The organism is Dorea sp. D27 (assembly GCF_001185345.1).
GTDB lineage: Bacteria > Bacillota > Clostridia > Lachnospirales > Lachnospiraceae > Extibacter.
Map to the genome: position 1 here is coordinate 1,098,754 of NZ_KQ236743.1, position 15,448 is coordinate 1,114,201.

The 15,448-nt window shown below is 49.6% G+C and carries 14 protein-coding genes; 1 reads left to right on the forward strand and 13 read right to left on the reverse strand.

The window, feature by feature from the left end:
- Window positions 1–9: 9 nt before the first annotated feature.
- The 13 genes from folD to HMPREF0980_RS05275 all read right to left on the reverse strand — a co-directional run bounded on the left by folD (window position 10) and on the right by HMPREF0980_RS05275 (window position 13,368).
- On the reverse strand, window positions 10–849 hold the full coding sequence (gene folD, locus HMPREF0980_RS05220; protein WP_049728034.1) for a bifunctional methylenetetrahydrofolate dehydrogenase/methenyltetrahydrofolate cyclohydrolase FolD: 840 nt from the start codon (window positions 847–849) through the stop codon (window positions 10–12).
- Window positions 850–863: 14 nt separating this feature from the next.
- Window positions 864–2,534 (reverse strand): formate--tetrahydrofolate ligase, encoded by a 1,671-nt coding sequence (locus HMPREF0980_RS05225; RefSeq protein ID WP_049728035.1) that lies wholly within the window; start codon window positions 2,532–2,534, stop codon window positions 864–866.
- Window positions 2,535–2,570: 36 nt separating this feature from the next.
- Entirely contained in the window at window positions 2,571–4,952 is a 2,382-nt protein-coding gene (locus HMPREF0980_RS05230) for an FtsK/SpoIIIE family DNA translocase (RefSeq protein ID WP_049728036.1), read from the reverse strand.
- 65 nt (window positions 4,953–5,017) lie between these two features.
- Window positions 5,018–5,716: a ClpP family protease gene (locus HMPREF0980_RS05235; protein WP_049728037.1), complete on the reverse strand. Its 699-nt coding sequence runs from the start codon at window positions 5,714–5,716 to the stop codon at window positions 5,018–5,020.
- Window positions 5,717–5,767: 51 nt separating this feature from the next.
- On the reverse strand, window positions 5,768–7,048 hold the full coding sequence (locus HMPREF0980_RS05240) for an O-acetylhomoserine aminocarboxypropyltransferase/cysteine synthase family protein (RefSeq protein WP_049728038.1): 1,281 nt from the start codon (window positions 7,046–7,048) through the stop codon (window positions 5,768–5,770).
- Between the two features lie 10 nt (window positions 7,049–7,058).
- The gene (locus HMPREF0980_RS19405; protein ID WP_242847339.1) at window positions 7,059–7,415 is read right to left on the reverse strand and encodes a CFI-box-CTERM domain-containing protein; all 357 of its coding nucleotides are present in this window, start codon (window positions 7,413–7,415) and stop codon (window positions 7,059–7,061) included.
- Window positions 7,354–7,824: a hypothetical protein gene (locus HMPREF0980_RS19410; protein ID WP_242847340.1), complete on the reverse strand. Its 471-nt coding sequence runs from the start codon at window positions 7,822–7,824 to the stop codon at window positions 7,354–7,356. Before HMPREF0980_RS19410 ends, HMPREF0980_RS19405 begins: the two co-directional genes overlap by 62 nt.
- A 57-nt stretch (window positions 7,825–7,881) precedes the next feature.
- Complete coding sequence (locus HMPREF0980_RS05250; RefSeq protein ID WP_049728039.1) at window positions 7,882–8,613, reverse strand: YebC/PmpR family DNA-binding transcriptional regulator; 732 nt, start codon at window positions 8,611–8,613, stop codon at window positions 7,882–7,884.
- 55 nt (window positions 8,614–8,668) lie between these two features.
- Window positions 8,669–9,469 (reverse strand): hemolysin family protein, encoded by an 801-nt coding sequence (locus HMPREF0980_RS05255; protein ID WP_049728040.1) that lies wholly within the window; start codon window positions 9,467–9,469, stop codon window positions 8,669–8,671.
- Window positions 9,470–9,493: 24 nt separating this feature from the next.
- On the reverse strand, window positions 9,494–9,841 hold the full coding sequence (locus HMPREF0980_RS05260; protein WP_049728041.1) for a type II toxin-antitoxin system PemK/MazF family toxin: 348 nt from the start codon (window positions 9,839–9,841) through the stop codon (window positions 9,494–9,496).
- 87 nt (window positions 9,842–9,928) lie between these two features.
- On the reverse strand, window positions 9,929–11,095 hold the full coding sequence (alr, locus tag HMPREF0980_RS05265) for an alanine racemase (RefSeq protein ID WP_049728042.1): 1,167 nt from the start codon (window positions 11,093–11,095) through the stop codon (window positions 9,929–9,931).
- Complete coding sequence (locus tag HMPREF0980_RS05270; RefSeq protein ID WP_049728043.1) at window positions 11,096–12,595, reverse strand: bifunctional ADP-dependent NAD(P)H-hydrate dehydratase/NAD(P)H-hydrate epimerase; 1,500 nt, start codon at window positions 12,593–12,595, stop codon at window positions 11,096–11,098. It abuts the gene before it with no gap.
- Between the two features lie 122 nt (window positions 12,596–12,717).
- On the reverse strand, window positions 12,718–13,368 hold the full coding sequence (locus HMPREF0980_RS05275; protein WP_049728044.1) for a redox-sensing transcriptional repressor Rex: 651 nt from the start codon (window positions 13,366–13,368) through the stop codon (window positions 12,718–12,720).
- 154 nt (window positions 13,369–13,522) lie between these two features.
- Between HMPREF0980_RS05275 and HMPREF0980_RS05280 the strand changes: the two genes are divergently transcribed.
- Complete coding sequence (locus tag HMPREF0980_RS05280; protein ID WP_049728045.1) at window positions 13,523–15,442, forward strand: ABC-F family ATP-binding cassette domain-containing protein; 1,920 nt, start codon at window positions 13,523–13,525, stop codon at window positions 15,440–15,442.
- Window positions 15,443–15,448 lie beyond the last annotated feature (6 nt).

Sequence of the window (15,448 nt, forward strand, 5' to 3'; positions counted from 1 at the left end):
GTTAACCTCCTACTTCCTTGCAGCCTCAACACAATTGCTCATCAACATGGCAATTGTCATCGGCCCAACTCCTCCTGGAACTGGTGTGATTGCCGCCGCTTTCTCTTTTACGTCGTCAAAATCGACATCTCCGCACAGCTTATTGTCTTCGTTCCTGTGTATTCCGACATCAATGACGACTGCCCCTTCTTTTATATACTCTGCTGTTATATACTTTGGTTTCCCAACTGCAGCTACCAGTATATCTGCCCTCTTTGTCACTTCCCTCAAATCTCTCGTCCTGGAATGCGCCACCGTCACGGTCCCGTTTTCCCTCAGCAGCAGCAAAGCCATAGGCTTACCTACGATATTGCTCCTGCCGACAACGACACACTCCTTCCCTTCTATCTCTATGCCGGAACGCTTCAGCAGCTGGATGATTCCCGCCGGCGTACAAGGTACAAACCCTTTTTCGCCGATACAGAGCCGTCCCGCGCTCTCCGGATGAAAGCCGTCCACATCCTTATCAGGATGGATGGCGCGGATAACCGCATTTTCATCGATATGCCCCGGTAACGGCAGCTGTACGAGTATGCCATCTACCTTATCGTCCCTGTTCAGCCTGTCAATCAGGGAGAGCAGCTCCTGCTCTGAGGTATGCTCTTCTAATTCATATGACAATGATTCGATTCCTACATAGTCACATGCCTTTTTCTTGTTTCCGACATATATGGAGGATGCCGGGTCGCTGCCGACCTGGATGACCGCAAGACAGACATGCCTGCCCTCTGCAGCCAGATACGCCGCTTCCTCCCTTAATTCATCCTTTATCTGTGCGGAAATTGCTTTCCCGTCGATTAACATGGCCATATCTTCTTAACTCCTTAAAATAATCCTACTATATTGCCTTCAGCGGACACATCGATGCCGTTTGCCGCCGGCACTTTCGGAAGCCCGGGCATCGTCATGACAGCGCCTGTCAGCGCTACGACAAATCCTGCTCCTGCACTGACATACACTTCTCTGATATGTATGTCAAAATCAGTCGGACGGCCGAGCTTCTTGGCATCGTCGGACAGGGAATACTGGTTCTTCGCCATACAGACAGGCAGATTCCCGAATCCCATAGCCGTAATCTTCGCAAGCTGCTTTTGTGCAGCCGGTTCGTATACGACGCCCCCTGCTCCGTAGATTTCTTTCGATATCGTCTCGATTTTCTCTTCCAGAGACAGCGTATCCTCATACAGAGTATGGAACCGGCTCTTCTTATTATCCAGCGTATCGATTACCTTTTCGGCAAGTGCGATACCGCCTTCTCCACCTTTTTCCCACACTTCTGACAAGGCGAATTCACACTCCTTTTGCTCGCAGAAATCTCGGATAAACTCATTTTCAGCATCCGTGTCCGATATAAATGAGTTCAAGGTTACTACTACAGGAATGTCATATTTTTGAATGTTTTCAATATGTTTTTCCAGATTTACGATTCCCCTCTTCAGGGCTTCTATATTCTCTTTTGACAAATCCTCTTTCGCAACTCCACCATTATACTTCAAAGCGCGCACAGTTGCAACCAAAACAACCGCATCTGGTTTAAAACCTGCTTTTCTGCACTTGATATCCAGGAATTTCTCTGCGCCGAGATCAGCACCAAAGCCTGCCTCTGTTATGGTGATATCGCTCAGCTTCAGAGCCATCTTCGTCGCCCGCACGCTGTTGCAGCCGTGTGCGATATTCGCAAAGGGTCCTCCATGGACGAGGGCAGGGGTATGTTCCAGTGTCTGAATCAGATTTGGTTTAATGGCATCTTTCAAAAGTGCGGTCATGGCGCCTGTAGCCTCCAGGTCATCAGCAGTTACAGGGTCGCCGGCAAAATTGTAAGCCACGATAATCCTTCCAAGCCTGTTCTTCAGATCATGTATATCATCTGCCAGACAGAGGATTGCCATAATCTCAGATGCAACGGTAATTACAAAATGGTCTTCCCTTACCATGCCGTCCATCTTGCTACCGAGCCCGACCACGATATTGCGCAGGCTTCTGTCGTTCATGTCAAGACACCTCTTCCACACTACCTGCCGTGGATCGATCTGAAGCGCATTCCCCTGCTGTATATGGTTGTCCAGAAGTGCCGCGAGCAGATTGTTGGCGGAAGTAATCGCATGGAAATCTCCTGTAAAATGCAGATTCAGATCCTCCATCGGCACGACCTGGGCATAGCCTCCGCCGGCCGCGCCGCCCTTGATTCCAAAGCAAGGTCCAAGAGACGGTTCCCGAAGCGCGATAATCGCCTTCTTACCGAGCCTGTCCATCGCCTCTCCGAGGCCTACCGTCGTCGTCGTCTTTCCTTCTCCGGCCGGCGTAGGATTTATCGCGGTGACAAGCACAAGCTTTCCATCCGGCCTTTCCTTTACTTTTTCCCAAATGTCGTCGGACAGCTTCGCTTTATACTTTCCGTAATACTCCAGCTCGTCTTCTGTAATTCCCACTTTAGCGGCAACATCTTTGATATGTGCCATATTAGCTTCCTGTGCAATCTGAATATCTGTCTTCATTTGTCAACCATTCCCTTTCCACTTTATTCTGTAAGCTTACTCTTCCATATAGCGTTCAAATTCATCTGCCGTCATAAGGATCTTCCTTGGCTTGGTACCTTCTTCTCCCCCTACGACGCCTGCTTCGCACAGCTGATCCATAATGCGTGCGGCCCTGTTGAAGCCGATTTTGAATGTCCGCTGCAGCATGCCGATGGATGCCTTTTCTTTTTCTATAATGAGACGGCCCGCATCCGCAAAATACGTGTCGCGTTCCTCCCCTTCCGTCGCTCCGGCGCCTGTAAAGCCTCCTGCCGCGCTCGTATTGACATGCTGCTCTATCTCTTCACTGTATGCAGCGTCTCCGTTACGGTCCTTCAGATATTCTACGACGCTCTGCACTTCCTTGTCCGACACGAAGGCTCCCTGCACTCTGGCCGGCTTCTGGTACCCGGAGGGATAGAAGAGCATGTCCCCTTTGCCGAGCAGCTTCTCGGCGCCGTTCATATCTATGATTGTCCGGGAATCCACGCCGGAAGACACCGAAAATGCAATCCTGGAAGGCATGTTGGCCTTTATCAGCCCTGTAATAACGTTGACAGACGGTCTCTGGGTCGCGATGACTAGATGGATTCCCGCCGCCCTTGCAAGCTGAGCGAGACGGCAGATGGCCTCTTCCACTTCTCCCGGCGCAACCATCATCAGGTCAGCCAGCTCGTCCACGATGATAACTATCTGGGGCATTTTCTCCGGCTTCCTGCCGTCTATCTCAGGCATATCAGGAACTTTGCCGTTATACCCTCTGATATCTCTCACGTTATATTCTGCAAACGCCTTATACCGCCGCTCCATCTCAGCAACAGCCCAGTTCAGGGCTCCCGCCGCTTTCTTCGGATCTGTGACCACCGGAATCATAAGGTGGGGAATGCCGTTATATACACTGAGTTCAACAACCTTAGGATCCACCATGATCAGCTTTACCTCATCCGGTGCAGCTTTGTACAGGATGCTCATGATGAGGGTATTGATACAGACCGACTTTCCGGAACCTGTAGCACCGGCCACGAGCAGATGAGGCATCCTCGCAATATCTGTGACAACCGCTTTGCCGCCGATGTCTTTACCGGCCGCAAAAGAAAGCTTCGACGTACTGTTTTTAAATTCTGCCGTTTCGAGCAGGTCCCTCAGCATGACAGCGGCATTCTCCTTGTTCGGAACCTCGATTCCCACGGCGGCTTTTCCTGGTATCGGTGCCTCAATTCTGATATCCGCGGCGGCCAGGTTCAGCTTGATGTCATCCGCCAGCCCTACGATCTTGCTCACCTTCACACCCATCTCCGGCTGGAGCTCGTAACGGGTAACAGCAGGTCCACAGCTTACATTCGTAACCGTCACATTCACCCCGAAGTTCTGAAGCGTCTGCTGAAGCTTCATCGCCGTCTCGCGCAGCGCCGCATCCGACTCGCCCGAATTCTTCTTTCCCTTCGACAGAAGAGAGACCGGCGGGTACTTATATGCCTTCTTCGGCCTTGCCTCGGCCGCGGCAACGCTTGCTGCTACTTTGGCAGCCGCAGCGGCTATGCCGGCCTTGTCATTCCCTTTCTCTGCCGTATGTACAGGCCTGTCCGTAGCAAAAGCCTCTTCTTCTGTCTCTGGCAGCGGCTCTTCCTGCAGATCTGCCGGTTTCGGCATCTCGCCGCGGTTGATGACGAACTGCGGCTCTTCTTTATTCCCCTGCAGCGGGTTGCCGGACGGCACCGCTGTCAATTCTTTGACTTCCGGCGATTTTTTGGCAATCGTAGTATCAAAAGATACTCCTTCCACATGATGGGCTGTCCGTTTCTTCTCCTCCTGGCGCTCGCTGCGCTTCCTATCTCTGTCTGCTCTTCTTTCTTCCGCCTGCTCCCGTCTCTTCTGCGCATCTCTCCTGGCCTTGTCATACGCTCTGTCACTCTGTTTCTTGACACCTTTAAGCGCAGACTTTCCGGTTATGATTACGATACAGATAATCATCAGTATAATATCGACAACATATGTACCAGCTGTTCCGATGGCCGGCACGAGCGCTCCCGCAAGAACCTCCCCCAGATCGCCGCCTCTGCCGTCTATCAGGTGCAGCAGAACACATACGAGGACAAGCAGTACCAGCCCCGTAACTGCCTTCATATATGCGGCAAAATTGCCTTTATTGGATACAATAAAGGCAACAAATCCAAACAGGACAAATGGGATTACATATGCTGCCCATCCAAATACATCCATCAGAAATGATGAAATGGCCGCTCCCACAAATCCGCCCATCCCAAAATTACTGATCAGTACCAGGATGCTGACAGCAAGTGTTGACCAAATGATGATCTCATCCCTTACAAAACTCTGTTCGCTGTTTTTTTTCTTTGTCTGCCGCGTATTCTTCCTCTTTTTTGACTTTACAGCCATAATATTTCCCCCTTATTTATTGGCACATACTATTTATAGTATAGCATTTTTAAAAAGGGCTGTCATTACATATTTTCGTGCTTTTTCTTCCGCTCCTCGTCTATCATTTCGTGCAATTTATGCAATGCATGGCTCATGCCGCCGACTTCGTCTATAAGCCCTTCCTTGACGGCATCTTCTCCCTCGAGCAGCGTGCCGACGTCTTTTACAAGTTCTGTCGGATTCAGCATCAGCTTCTCAATTCGTTCCTGGGTAATGTTAGAATGATCTGAAAGGAACCGTGTGATTCTGTCCTGTGTCCGGAGCATGTTCCGCAGGCTTTGCTCCACCCCGATGAACATGCCGCTGGAACGGACCGGATGGATTATCATCGTCCCGCTCGGCACGATGAATGAATACTGTGCCGACACCGCCAGGGGGCCCCCGATAGAATGACTTCCTCCCAGTACAAGTGACACGGTCGGTTTGCTGAGTGACGCAATCATCTCCGCGATAGACAGTCCTGCCTCCACGTCACCGCCGAGCGTATTCAGCAGGATGAGCATTCCTTCTATCTCTTCACTGTCCTCTACTTCTGCCAGCATCGGCAGCAGATGTTCGTACTTTGTTGCCTTCGTATTACCAGATACGGCCTCGTGGCCTTCTATCTCACCGATGATGGTCAGCAGCTTGATGTGATGGCTGCTTTTATTTTCATCCAGGTTGACGCTTCCCATCTCTTTAATCTGATCATTTTTCTGTTCTTCTTTCTCTTGATCTGCCATATAAAAACACCTCCATACCATTTTTAATAGTATGGAGGTGTTTTGCTTTTTTTATACTTGCTTTAATGCCTGTTCCAAATCAGCGATGATGTCGTCGATATTCTCTATGCCGACGCTGAAACGAATCAGATCCGGCTGAACGCCTGCTTCCATGAGCTCCTGCTCGTTCATCTGCCGGTGCGTGTGGCTGGCCGGATGAAGCACGCAGCTTCTCGCGTCTGCGACATGTGTCACGATGGCAATCATCTGAAGGCTGTCCATCATCCTTACTGCTGCGTCCCTTCCCTCTTTCAGCCCAAAGGTTATGACGCCGCATGTGCCGCCAGGCATATACTTCTGTGCAAGCTCATGGTACTTATCTCCCGGCAGTGCAGGACAGCTTACCCAGGCGACCTTCTCATGATTCTGAAGATACCTTGCCGCGGCAAGCGCGTTCTGGCAGTGCCGCTCCATGCGCAGGGCCAGCGTCTCCAGGCCGATATTGAGCAGAAACGCATTCTGCGGGGCCTGGATAGAGCCAAGGTCTCTCATAAGCTGTGCGGTTGCTTTCGTGATATAAGCGCCTTTTCCGAACCGTTCCGTATATACGATGCCATGATAGGTCTCATCCGGAGTCGTAAGCCCCGGAAACTTCTCTGCATGTGCCGCCCAGTCGAAATTGCCGCTGTCGACGATGGCGCCGCCCACGCTTGTGGCATGGCCGTCCATATACTTGGTCGTGGAATGGGTGACGATGTCCGCCCCCCATTCGAAGGGACGGCAGTTGACCGGCGTTGCAAATGTATTATCTACGATAAACGGTACTCCATGCGCATGCGCGGCTTTGGCAAACTTTTCAAAGTCCAGGACTACGAGGGCGGGATTGGCTATCGTCTCTCCGAATACGGCTTTCGTGCTGTCGGTGAAAGCCGCGTCAAGCTCATCCTCCGTACAGTCCGGATCCACGAATGTGGCGTCCACCCCCATCTTTTTGATCGTGTGGGCGTACAGGTTATATGTACCTCCGTAGAGTGCCGATGCGCATACGATGTGGTCTCCCGCCTCTACAATATTCATGATAGCGTAAAAACTGGCCGCCTGTCCCGAGGACGTAAGCATTGCGGCCACGCCGCCTTCCATATCGCAGATTTTAGCTGCCACGGCATCGTTTGTCGGATTCTGAAGTCTTGTATAGAAATAGCCGGACTCCTCCAAATCGAACAAACGTCCCATCTGCTCGCTGTTGTCATACTTAAATGTGGTGCTCTGGTATATCGGAAGAATCCTGGGCTCTCCGTTTCCAGGCTGATATCCTGACTGGATACATTTTGTTTCCATTTTGTAATTGCTCATACAAGTCCTCCTATGAATATAAGTATTTTTTCTGCAGACCGCGGACCATGCGTGTATACAGTTCTCTGCACTGTTCCTCTTCTCCGGCCTCGATACAGCTGATGCACGGGGCAAGGCAGTTCTTGTATAATTCCTCGTAGATTTCATCCGCATCCTTCTGCATATTGATAATCTGGACGATTCCAGGGGCGATGTCATAATACTCATCCACAAGCGCCCGTCCGTCCTCTGTGCTCATCAGATATTCGTCCCTGTATGCGCGCAGCGTCATCAGCTCATAACAGTCATCCGGCTTGTCCTGCCGCTCACAGACTGCCGTCGTGATGAAGCAGAAGCCTTTTTTTGAAGCCCCCGGCAATGTCATCATAGCTTGAATGCCCAAGAGTCAGTGTCGTGACGTGCTTTTCATTCCACACTTCCACCATACGTGACGCCACCTTTTCGCAATACTCGTTATGGGTATATGTAATCATCGGCACCACGTAGACCGCCATATTCATATTGTAGTCTACGGAATTCCTCTCTTTTTTGCCCTTTGACAGACCGTGCATCTTATCTACCGCATAGTCAGGGATGACATGGGCCAGTTCCTCAACTACGGAATCTTTCTCCTCGTCCGGAGCTTCCGCGCACAGGCGGGCGATATCCTCAACCGTGCCCTTGAACTTGTCATAGCCATCCTTGAAAATGCCTTCATATGTCTTGCGTTTAAAATGTTTGATCTGTGTCAGCATCTCTTGAAAGAGCTGGATTAGTTCCTGCTTTGTCTGTTCCATAAGTCTCCTCTCTGGCAATGCCCCTGCAACCAGGCATTGTTATTCGTCCCCGCTCAGCTATTCGTCCCAGTTGTGGTATACGTCTTGTACGTCGTCGTCATCATCCAGCATGTCCAGCGTCTTCTGGATGTTCTGGATGTCTTTTGAATCGGTGAGCTCTACGTATGTCTGTGGAATCATCGTCACTTCTGCCGCCGCCATAGGGATACCGGCCTCTTCCATTGCCAGCCGCACTGTGCTGAAGCCTTCCGGGGAGGTGACGATTTCGTAGCTGTCTTCTTCTTCGGCAAAATCTTCTGCCCCTGCGTCTAACGCCTGCATCATAAGATCGTCCGCATCACCTTCATATTCTTCTTTGGATACGATGATCTGTCCCTTTTTATCAAACATAAAGGACACGCAGCCCGGAGTCCCGACATTGCCGCTTCCTTTTGTAAATGCGTTCTTTACGTTCGTGGCGGTCCTGTTGCGGTTATCCGTCAGCGCTTCGACGATAATGGCTGTTCCGTTGGGACCATAGCCTTCATATGTAATATATTCGTAGTTAGCGGCATTTGCGTCACCGTCCGCCTTCTTGATATTCCTGTCAATCGTGTCGTTCGGCATGTTGTTAGCCTTCGCTTTGGCAATGACATCACGCAGACGGCTGTTGTTGGCCGGATCGGCGCTCCCGCCTTCTTTAACCGCCACGGCAAGCTCCTTTCCGATCTTCGTGAATATCTTGCCTTTGGCGGCATCATTTTTTTCTTTCTTATGCTTTATGTTTGCAAATTTTGAATGTCCTGACATGTTCTATATCTCTCCTTATACCTTATCTTTTCGCTGTTTCCGCACTTTTTCTATTCTAGCACTCTTCGTTTAGTTTTTCAATCTTAACTCTTTCGATTGTGTTATTATCTACGGAAAGAACAGCAAAGCGGTATCCGCCGTATTCTATGATACATGTCTCCTCTTCGGACGGAATCCTGTCGAGCTGGTCAACAAGAAAACCGTTGAGCGTCTCGTACTCTTCCTTTTCAAACGTCACCGGCAGCAGATCTTCCAGGTCCTCCAGATCCGTCATGCCGCTGGCAACGCAGCTTCCGTCCGGAAACATCTCAATGAGTTCTTCTTCGTCGTCATATTCGTCAAGAATATTGCCGACGATTTCTTCCAGTATATCTTCCATTGCCACGAGACCTGATGTCTGTCCATATTCATCCAGCACGATTGCAATGTGGTTCTTCTCTGCCTGCATCTCTTTGAACAGCGTATCGATGCTCTTTGTCTCCGGGATAAATGCCACCGGCCTTATGTAGTCGCCAAGCTGCCTCACCGGTACCTGGCGCAGGTCCTCATCGAAATAGCAGGTCATTGCTTCCCGAAGGTGTATCGTACCGATAATCTCATCAATATCATCTTCATATATCGGGAAACGGGAATAGCTTTCATCAAGCATAAACTGAAGCGCATCCGCAAGATTCTCATTCCCGTCAATAGCCACGATATTCTTCCGGTGAGTCATGATATCCTTTGCATCTTTATCCATATAGCGGAATATATTGCGAATCAATTCCGCCGCTTCCTTCCAGACACCTTCATCCTCGACGTCCTCTTTAATCTGAAATATCTGTTTCATCCTCTGAAACAAACTGCCTTCTTCCATAACTGCTTTTCTATACTCCTTCTACTATGTATGAAGCTCGAAGCTGATCTTCAGCGCCTCATCTACTTTGTTCATTATCTGTTTGTCAAGGTGGCATACCAAATCCTTGAGCCTCTGTTTGTCTATGGTCCTCACCTGTTCCAGCAATATGACTGAGTTCTTCACGATCTGGTATTTTTTTGCGTCAATCTCTACATGCGTAGGCAGCTTCGCCTTGTTCATCTTCGATGTGATAGCGGCACAGATGACGGTCGGGCTGTGTTTGTTCCCTACGTCGTTCTGTATGATTAATACCGGCCTGATGCCGCCTTGTTCCGAACCGACCACCGGACTCAGGTCTGCATAATATATATCTCCTCGTCTAACCTGCACTCTATTTCACACTCCATTTTCTTAAGATAAGATTAGTATTTCCATCTTTTTCAAATGTATTCTATAGAGCTGCAGTAATACCGGGAATTATGCGAAATAATCCATCTGTTCCACAACTTCACCGTGACGGATAAATTCTCTCGGAATTCTCTTCCCAAGGTCACATACGAATTCATAGTTGAATCTTCCGGAAAGCCCGCTCAAGACTTCGACCGGCAGCTTCTCATCTCCGTCATTTCCTACCAGTGTTACTTTATCTGCATACTTCACATCATCTATCTCAGTCGCATCTACCATAAACTGGTCCATGCATACACGGCCGAGAATAGGTGCCTTCTTCCCATGAATCAGGACATACCCTTTATTGGAGAGGCTTCTTGGATATCCATCTCCATACCCTACCGGTATCGTGGCTATCTTTGTCTTCCTGTCTGTTATATACGTCCCGCCATAGCTCACCGGCGTGCCCGCCTCGACCCACTTGACATGTGCCACATGGCTGATAAGCTCCATGGCCGGTTTCAGCGGGACATTCTCCTTGTGTACATCCTCAGACGGATACAGGCCATAGGTAGAGATACCGGCACGGACGAGATCCATGTTCGCCTCCCGTACATCGATGATTCCTGCACTGTTCGAACAGTGGTAATACTGGAACGTTACCCCTCTTTCTTCCAGTGTCTCCTTCATCCACACATAGTTTTTAATCTGTTTTTCCGTAAAAGACTTATCGATTTCATCTGCTTTCGCAAAATGTGTGTACATTCCTTCCATGACGAGGTTTGGCATCTCGCTTATACGCTCGATAATTTCCGCTGCTTCCTCCCCAATCATAAATCCAAGTCTTGACATTCCTGTATCCAGCTTAATATGAATATATGCCTGCTTTCCCATTTTGACCGCAAGTTCAGACACCTGGCGGGCCATTTCTTCTGTATACAACGTCATGCGGATGTCACCCTTTATCATTTCTTCCCGCTGATCCGGAAAGATGCAGCCCAGTACAAGCAACGGCTTTTCAATTCCGGCACGGCGCAGTACGGCAGCTTCGTCAAGCGTCGCGACCGCGAATCCCCACATGTAGTCTTTCGGGGAGAGCATTTTTGCTATCTGCACTGCTCCGTGACCATAGCCGTCCGTCTTCACGACACCGAGCATTTTCGCCCCTTCTCTGATATTGCGTCTCATCATCTCTATATTATATTCCACTGCATCCAGGTCTATCCTGGCGCACACCCTGTTATATTCTTTCATCTATCTGCCCTCCTGTTCTTTCATAGCCCGGCCTGCATACTCTATCAAATCAGAAGCCATGACGCTGTAGCTTCCCTTATCCAGGCTTGCAAGTTCCCCTGCCCTGCCGTGAAGATACGTTCCAAGCTCTGCCGCTTCTCTGAGACCGAGCCCCTGTGACAGCAGACCTGCTATCACTCCTGCGAGCACATCGCCCGCGCCTGCTTTCGCCATAGATGCATTGCCTGACAGATTCACATACGGCTGCCTTCCCGCCGACATGGTGACTGTCCGTGCGTCCTTCAGCACACAGGTGACGCTGTATTCTTCTGCAAATTCCCGCAGAATCTCCATTCTCTCTGACCTTAGCTCCGGGATGTCCTTCCCTGTCATACGGGACATTTCTTTCATATGCGGCGTGAAAATGAAGTTCTCATGACGCAGCCGTTCAAGATACTTCTTGTGGTCAGCAATCAGATTCAGCCCGTCCGCGTCTATCACACAAGGTACTTCTACATTTTCCATCACCGTTCTGAGTATCTTCCTTGATTTGTCGCTCGTTCCAATCCCGGAACCTACGCTTACTACGTCTGCCCGGTTCAGCAGCTTGAGCAGTTCGACTTCATCGTAAAAGTCATATGTCTTGATGACAGCTTCCGGCAGAAGCGTCTGCAATATGACGCGGTTGTCCTCTGACGTATATATCTGTACGAGCCCGGCTCCCACTGTATAAGCCGCCTTGGCGTTCAGGTAAGCGGCTCCGGACATGCCCCTGCTCCCTGCGATGATGAGCACCTTCCCATACGTCCCCTTGTTGGAATCGGCTCTGCGCTCAGGAAGGAGGCGTCTGTAATCGCTTCCTTCATATGTAAAGGCCGTACCGCTCTCTTTCTTGACTTCTGATGCATCTATTCCGATATCGGCAGTCTCTACTTCCCCCGCATATTCTTTTCCCGGATAAAATTCAAGCCCGAGCTTCCTCTCTTGGAACGTCACCGTAGCGTCTGCCCGGAAAGCTGTCCCCATGACAGAGCCGTTGTCCGCACATATGCCAGACGGAATGTCTACGGCCAGCCGGTATCCCTCTGAACGGTTCATGGCTTCAACGAGCTCCCTGTAACGGCCTTCAAGATTACGGTTTAACCCGACGCCAAACAATGCGTCCACGATGATGCTGTATCTTCCCTCTTCGTAATCTTTGGCAATCTCGGTTCCAGTCTGCCGTAAACGCTTTATCTGCTCCTTCGTATCTTTCGAACACTGTTCTTCATCCCCTGCGAGAACAGCTGTAACGTTATGTCCCTTTTCCGCGAGCAGCCTGGCGATGGCAAAGCCGTCTCCTCCGTTGTTGCCGGTTCCGCATACGATGCATGCTTCTGTCAGATCCAGCCCGCTGCCTTCCATGTAATTCACGCATGCCTCCGCGGCTCGTTCCATCAGTTCTAATGATGGAATCTGAAGCTGCTCAATCGTATATTGGTCCGCACGCTTCATCTGGGATGCATTCAACAGATATTTCATACCTCTCACCTCCTGTTATTTTGCCGGTCTTTTCTCATCTGTGAAAAGTTCCGGTATATAAAAGAACGTGTAAAGACAAGCCTGTTCTGCACATGCCCATCATTACACGTTTTTATACTTCTTTATTCTTTATCGCTATGTTCTTCGTTATAACGGCTTATATTATAGGAAAGCCTCATAAGGCTCTCGATAAGGTGAACATTTTCGACGATAATGTGGTCCGGCAGGTTCAAATCCGTATGTGCAAAGTTCCAGATTGCCCTTACTCCATTATCTACCAGGAGATTTGCGACTTCAATCGCCTTGTCCTTCGGGATGGTTAAGACAGCAATCTCAACATTGTTGTTCTGGACAAAGTCTTTCAGCTCATCCATCATACGAATCGGCACGCCTCTGATTGAAACTCCGTTCAACCTGGGATTCACATCAAAGATGCCTTTCAAGATAAAGCCCCGTTTTTCAAATGCAGCGTAATTCGCAAGCGCCTGTCCCAGATTGCCAGCTCCGATGATGACGATATTGTGATTTTCTTCCAGACCGAGAATCTTGCCGATTTCTGTATATAGATACTTTACATTATAGCCATATCCCTGTTGGCCGAACCCGCCAAAATTGTTGAGGTCCTGACGAATCTGGGATGCTGTTACTTTCATTCTCTTGCTCAAATCGTTGGATGATATTCTTTCGACTCCATTTTCCAGCAGTTCCCCCAAATATCTGTAATATCTTGGCAGCCTCCGAATCACCGCCTGAGAGATTTCTCTTTCTTCCACTAGCCCACTCACCTTCCTGTTACGTTCTAAAAAATATTATATAGAATTGTCACTTCAAAGTCAAACTTTTAGTTGTATTTTGTCCTATTTTCGATATAATGAATGTTAGCGGCGCCTGCTTTTAAAGCACTGCGGGACGCTGCAGGAGGACATTATGATACTAGCATGCCATGGAATAAATAAAGCATTTGGGGAAGATGTCATTGTGCGGGATGCGTCTTTTCATATAGAGGACTATGAAAAAGCTGCCCTTGTGGGGCCGAACGGCGCCGGCAAATCCACCCTGCTGAAAATGATAGTCGGTGAGCTTCCGGCCGATTCCGGGGACGTCATCGTCACGAAGGGCAAGACGCTCGGCTATCTTGCGCAGCATCAGGATATGTCGGGCGGCAGCACTATCTACGAAGAAGTGAAGACCGCTAAGGCTGAGGTCATCGAGACGGAACGCCAGATACGTGCGATAGAACTGGAATTGAAGCATCTCGAAGGGGATGCTTTAAAAGCGCGCCTCGATACATATAACCGTCTCACCGCCGCCTTCGAGCGCGCCAACGGCTATGCCTACGAAAGCGAGATTACCGGGGTTCTCAAAGGGCTTGGATTTGACGAGACGGATTTTGGCAAAAAAGTTGACACGCTCTCCGGGGGGCAGAAAACGAGAGTTTCTCTCGGCAAGCTTCTGCTGGCGAAGCCTGATATCCTTCTTCTGGATGAGCCGACCAACCATCTGGACCTCAACTCTATCGCGTGGCTGGAGACATATCTTTTAAATTACCAGGGTGCGGTGCTCATCGTCTCTCATGACCGGTATTTCCTGAACAGGGTCGTCACGAAGGTCCTTGAGATCGAACTGGGGGCACTGTCCGTCTTTATGGGCAATTACAGCCAGTATGCTGAAAAGAAGAAGTTGATTCGTGACGCCAAGCTGAAAGAGTACCTGAACCAGCAGCAGGAAATCCGGCACCACGAGGCAGTCATTGAAAAGCTGCGTTCTTTTAACCGGGAAAAGTCCATCAAACGGGCCGAAAGCCGGGAGAAGATGCTTGCCAAGATGCAGCCGGCGGAAAAACCTCAGGAAGTCAACGCAGAGATACATCTTTCTCTTGAGCCTTCCTGCGTAAGCGGTAATGATGTGCTTAGCGTAGAGCATCTGTGCAAATCTTTCCCGCCGCAGCATCTTTTTTCCGACGTCAGCTTTGATATCAAGCGCGGGGAACATGTCGCTGTCATAGGTGATAACGGAACGGGCAAAACGACTCTGCTTAAGATACTCAACAACGTGACCAGCGCGGACAGCGGAACATTTACGCTCGGAACGAATGTACAGATCGGGTATTATGACCAGGAGCACCATGTGCTTCATATGGATAAGACTATTTTTGATGAGATTTCTGATGATTATCCAGATTTGACTAACACGCAGATACGCAATATGCTGGCGGCATTCCTGTTCACAGGTGATGACGTGTTCAAGCTGATCGGCGATTTAAGCGGAGGGGAAAGAGGACGCGTATCTCTCGCCAAGCTCATGCTCTCGGAGGCGAATTTCCTCATTCTTGATGAGCCGACCAACCACTTGGATATCACCTCCAAGGAAATCCTGGAAAAGGCTCTGAACGATTACACCGGGACTGTGCTGTATGTGTCGCATGACCGTTACTTCATCAACGAGACCGCCACAAGGATTCTGGATTTGGTCAACCAGACCTTTGTCAATTATATTGGTAATTATGATTATTATCTTGAGAAGAAAGAAGAACTGACTGCAGTGTATGCAGGAACCGGGCAGACCGACGTTTCATCTGCACCGCCTGCAGAAGTGTCCGAGTCCAAATTGAGCTGGCAGGAGCAGAAAGAAGCCCAGGCAAAAGAGCGTAAACGCCAGAACGACCTCAAGAAGACCGAAGAACGCATTACCAGACTGGAAGAACGGGATGCTGAGATAGACACGCTCATGACACTAGAGGAGGTGTACACCAATTCCGTGAAGTGCCAGGAACTGGCAGCGGAAAAAGCAGCAATTCAGACAGAACTCGAAGAATTGTATATAAAATGGGAAGAATTGGCCGGATAATTTCAT

Bases quoted from the DNA above. Each gene is read 5' to 3' on its own strand.
- HMPREF0980_RS05270 (WP_049728043.1), bottom strand. From the start codon at position 12,595: ATGAAATATCTGTTGAATGCATCCCAGATGAAGCGTGCGGACCAATAT.
- HMPREF0980_RS05235 (WP_049728037.1), bottom strand. From the start codon at position 5,716: ATGGCAGATCAAGAGAAAGAAGAACAGAAAAATGATCAGATTAAAGAG.
- alr (WP_049728042.1), bottom strand. From the start codon at position 11,095: ATGAAAGAATATAACAGGGTGTGCGCCAGGATAGACCTGGATGCAGTG.
- HMPREF0980_RS05250 (WP_049728039.1), bottom strand. From the start codon at position 8,613: ATGTCAGGACATTCAAAATTTGCAAACATAAAGCATAAGAAAGAAAAA.
- HMPREF0980_RS05225 (WP_049728035.1), bottom strand. From the start codon at position 2,534: ATGAAGACAGATATTCAGATTGCACAGGAAGCTAATATGGCACATATC.
- HMPREF0980_RS05230 (WP_049728036.1), bottom strand. From the start codon at position 4,952: ATGGCTGTAAAGTCAAAAAAGAGGAAGAATACGCGGCAGACAAAGAAA.
- HMPREF0980_RS05255 (WP_049728040.1), bottom strand. From the start codon at position 9,469: ATGGAAGAAGGCAGTTTGTTTCAGAGGATGAAACAGATATTTCAGATT.
- folD (WP_049728034.1), bottom strand. From the start codon at position 849: ATGGCCATGTTAATCGACGGGAAAGCAATTTCCGCACAGATAAAGGAT.
- HMPREF0980_RS19410 (WP_242847340.1), bottom strand. From the start codon at position 7,824: ATGGAACAGACAAAGCAGGAACTAATCCAGCTCTTTCAAGAGATGCTG.
- HMPREF0980_RS05280 (WP_049728045.1), top strand. From the start codon at position 13,523: ATGATACTAGCATGCCATGGAATAAATAAAGCATTTGGGGAAGATGTC.
- HMPREF0980_RS19405 (WP_242847339.1), bottom strand. From the start codon at position 7,415: ATGATGACATTGCCGGGGGCTTCAAAAAAAGGCTTCTGCTTCATCACG.
- HMPREF0980_RS05240 (WP_049728038.1), bottom strand. From the start codon at position 7,048: ATGAGCAATTACAAAATGGAAACAAAATGTATCCAGTCAGGATATCAG.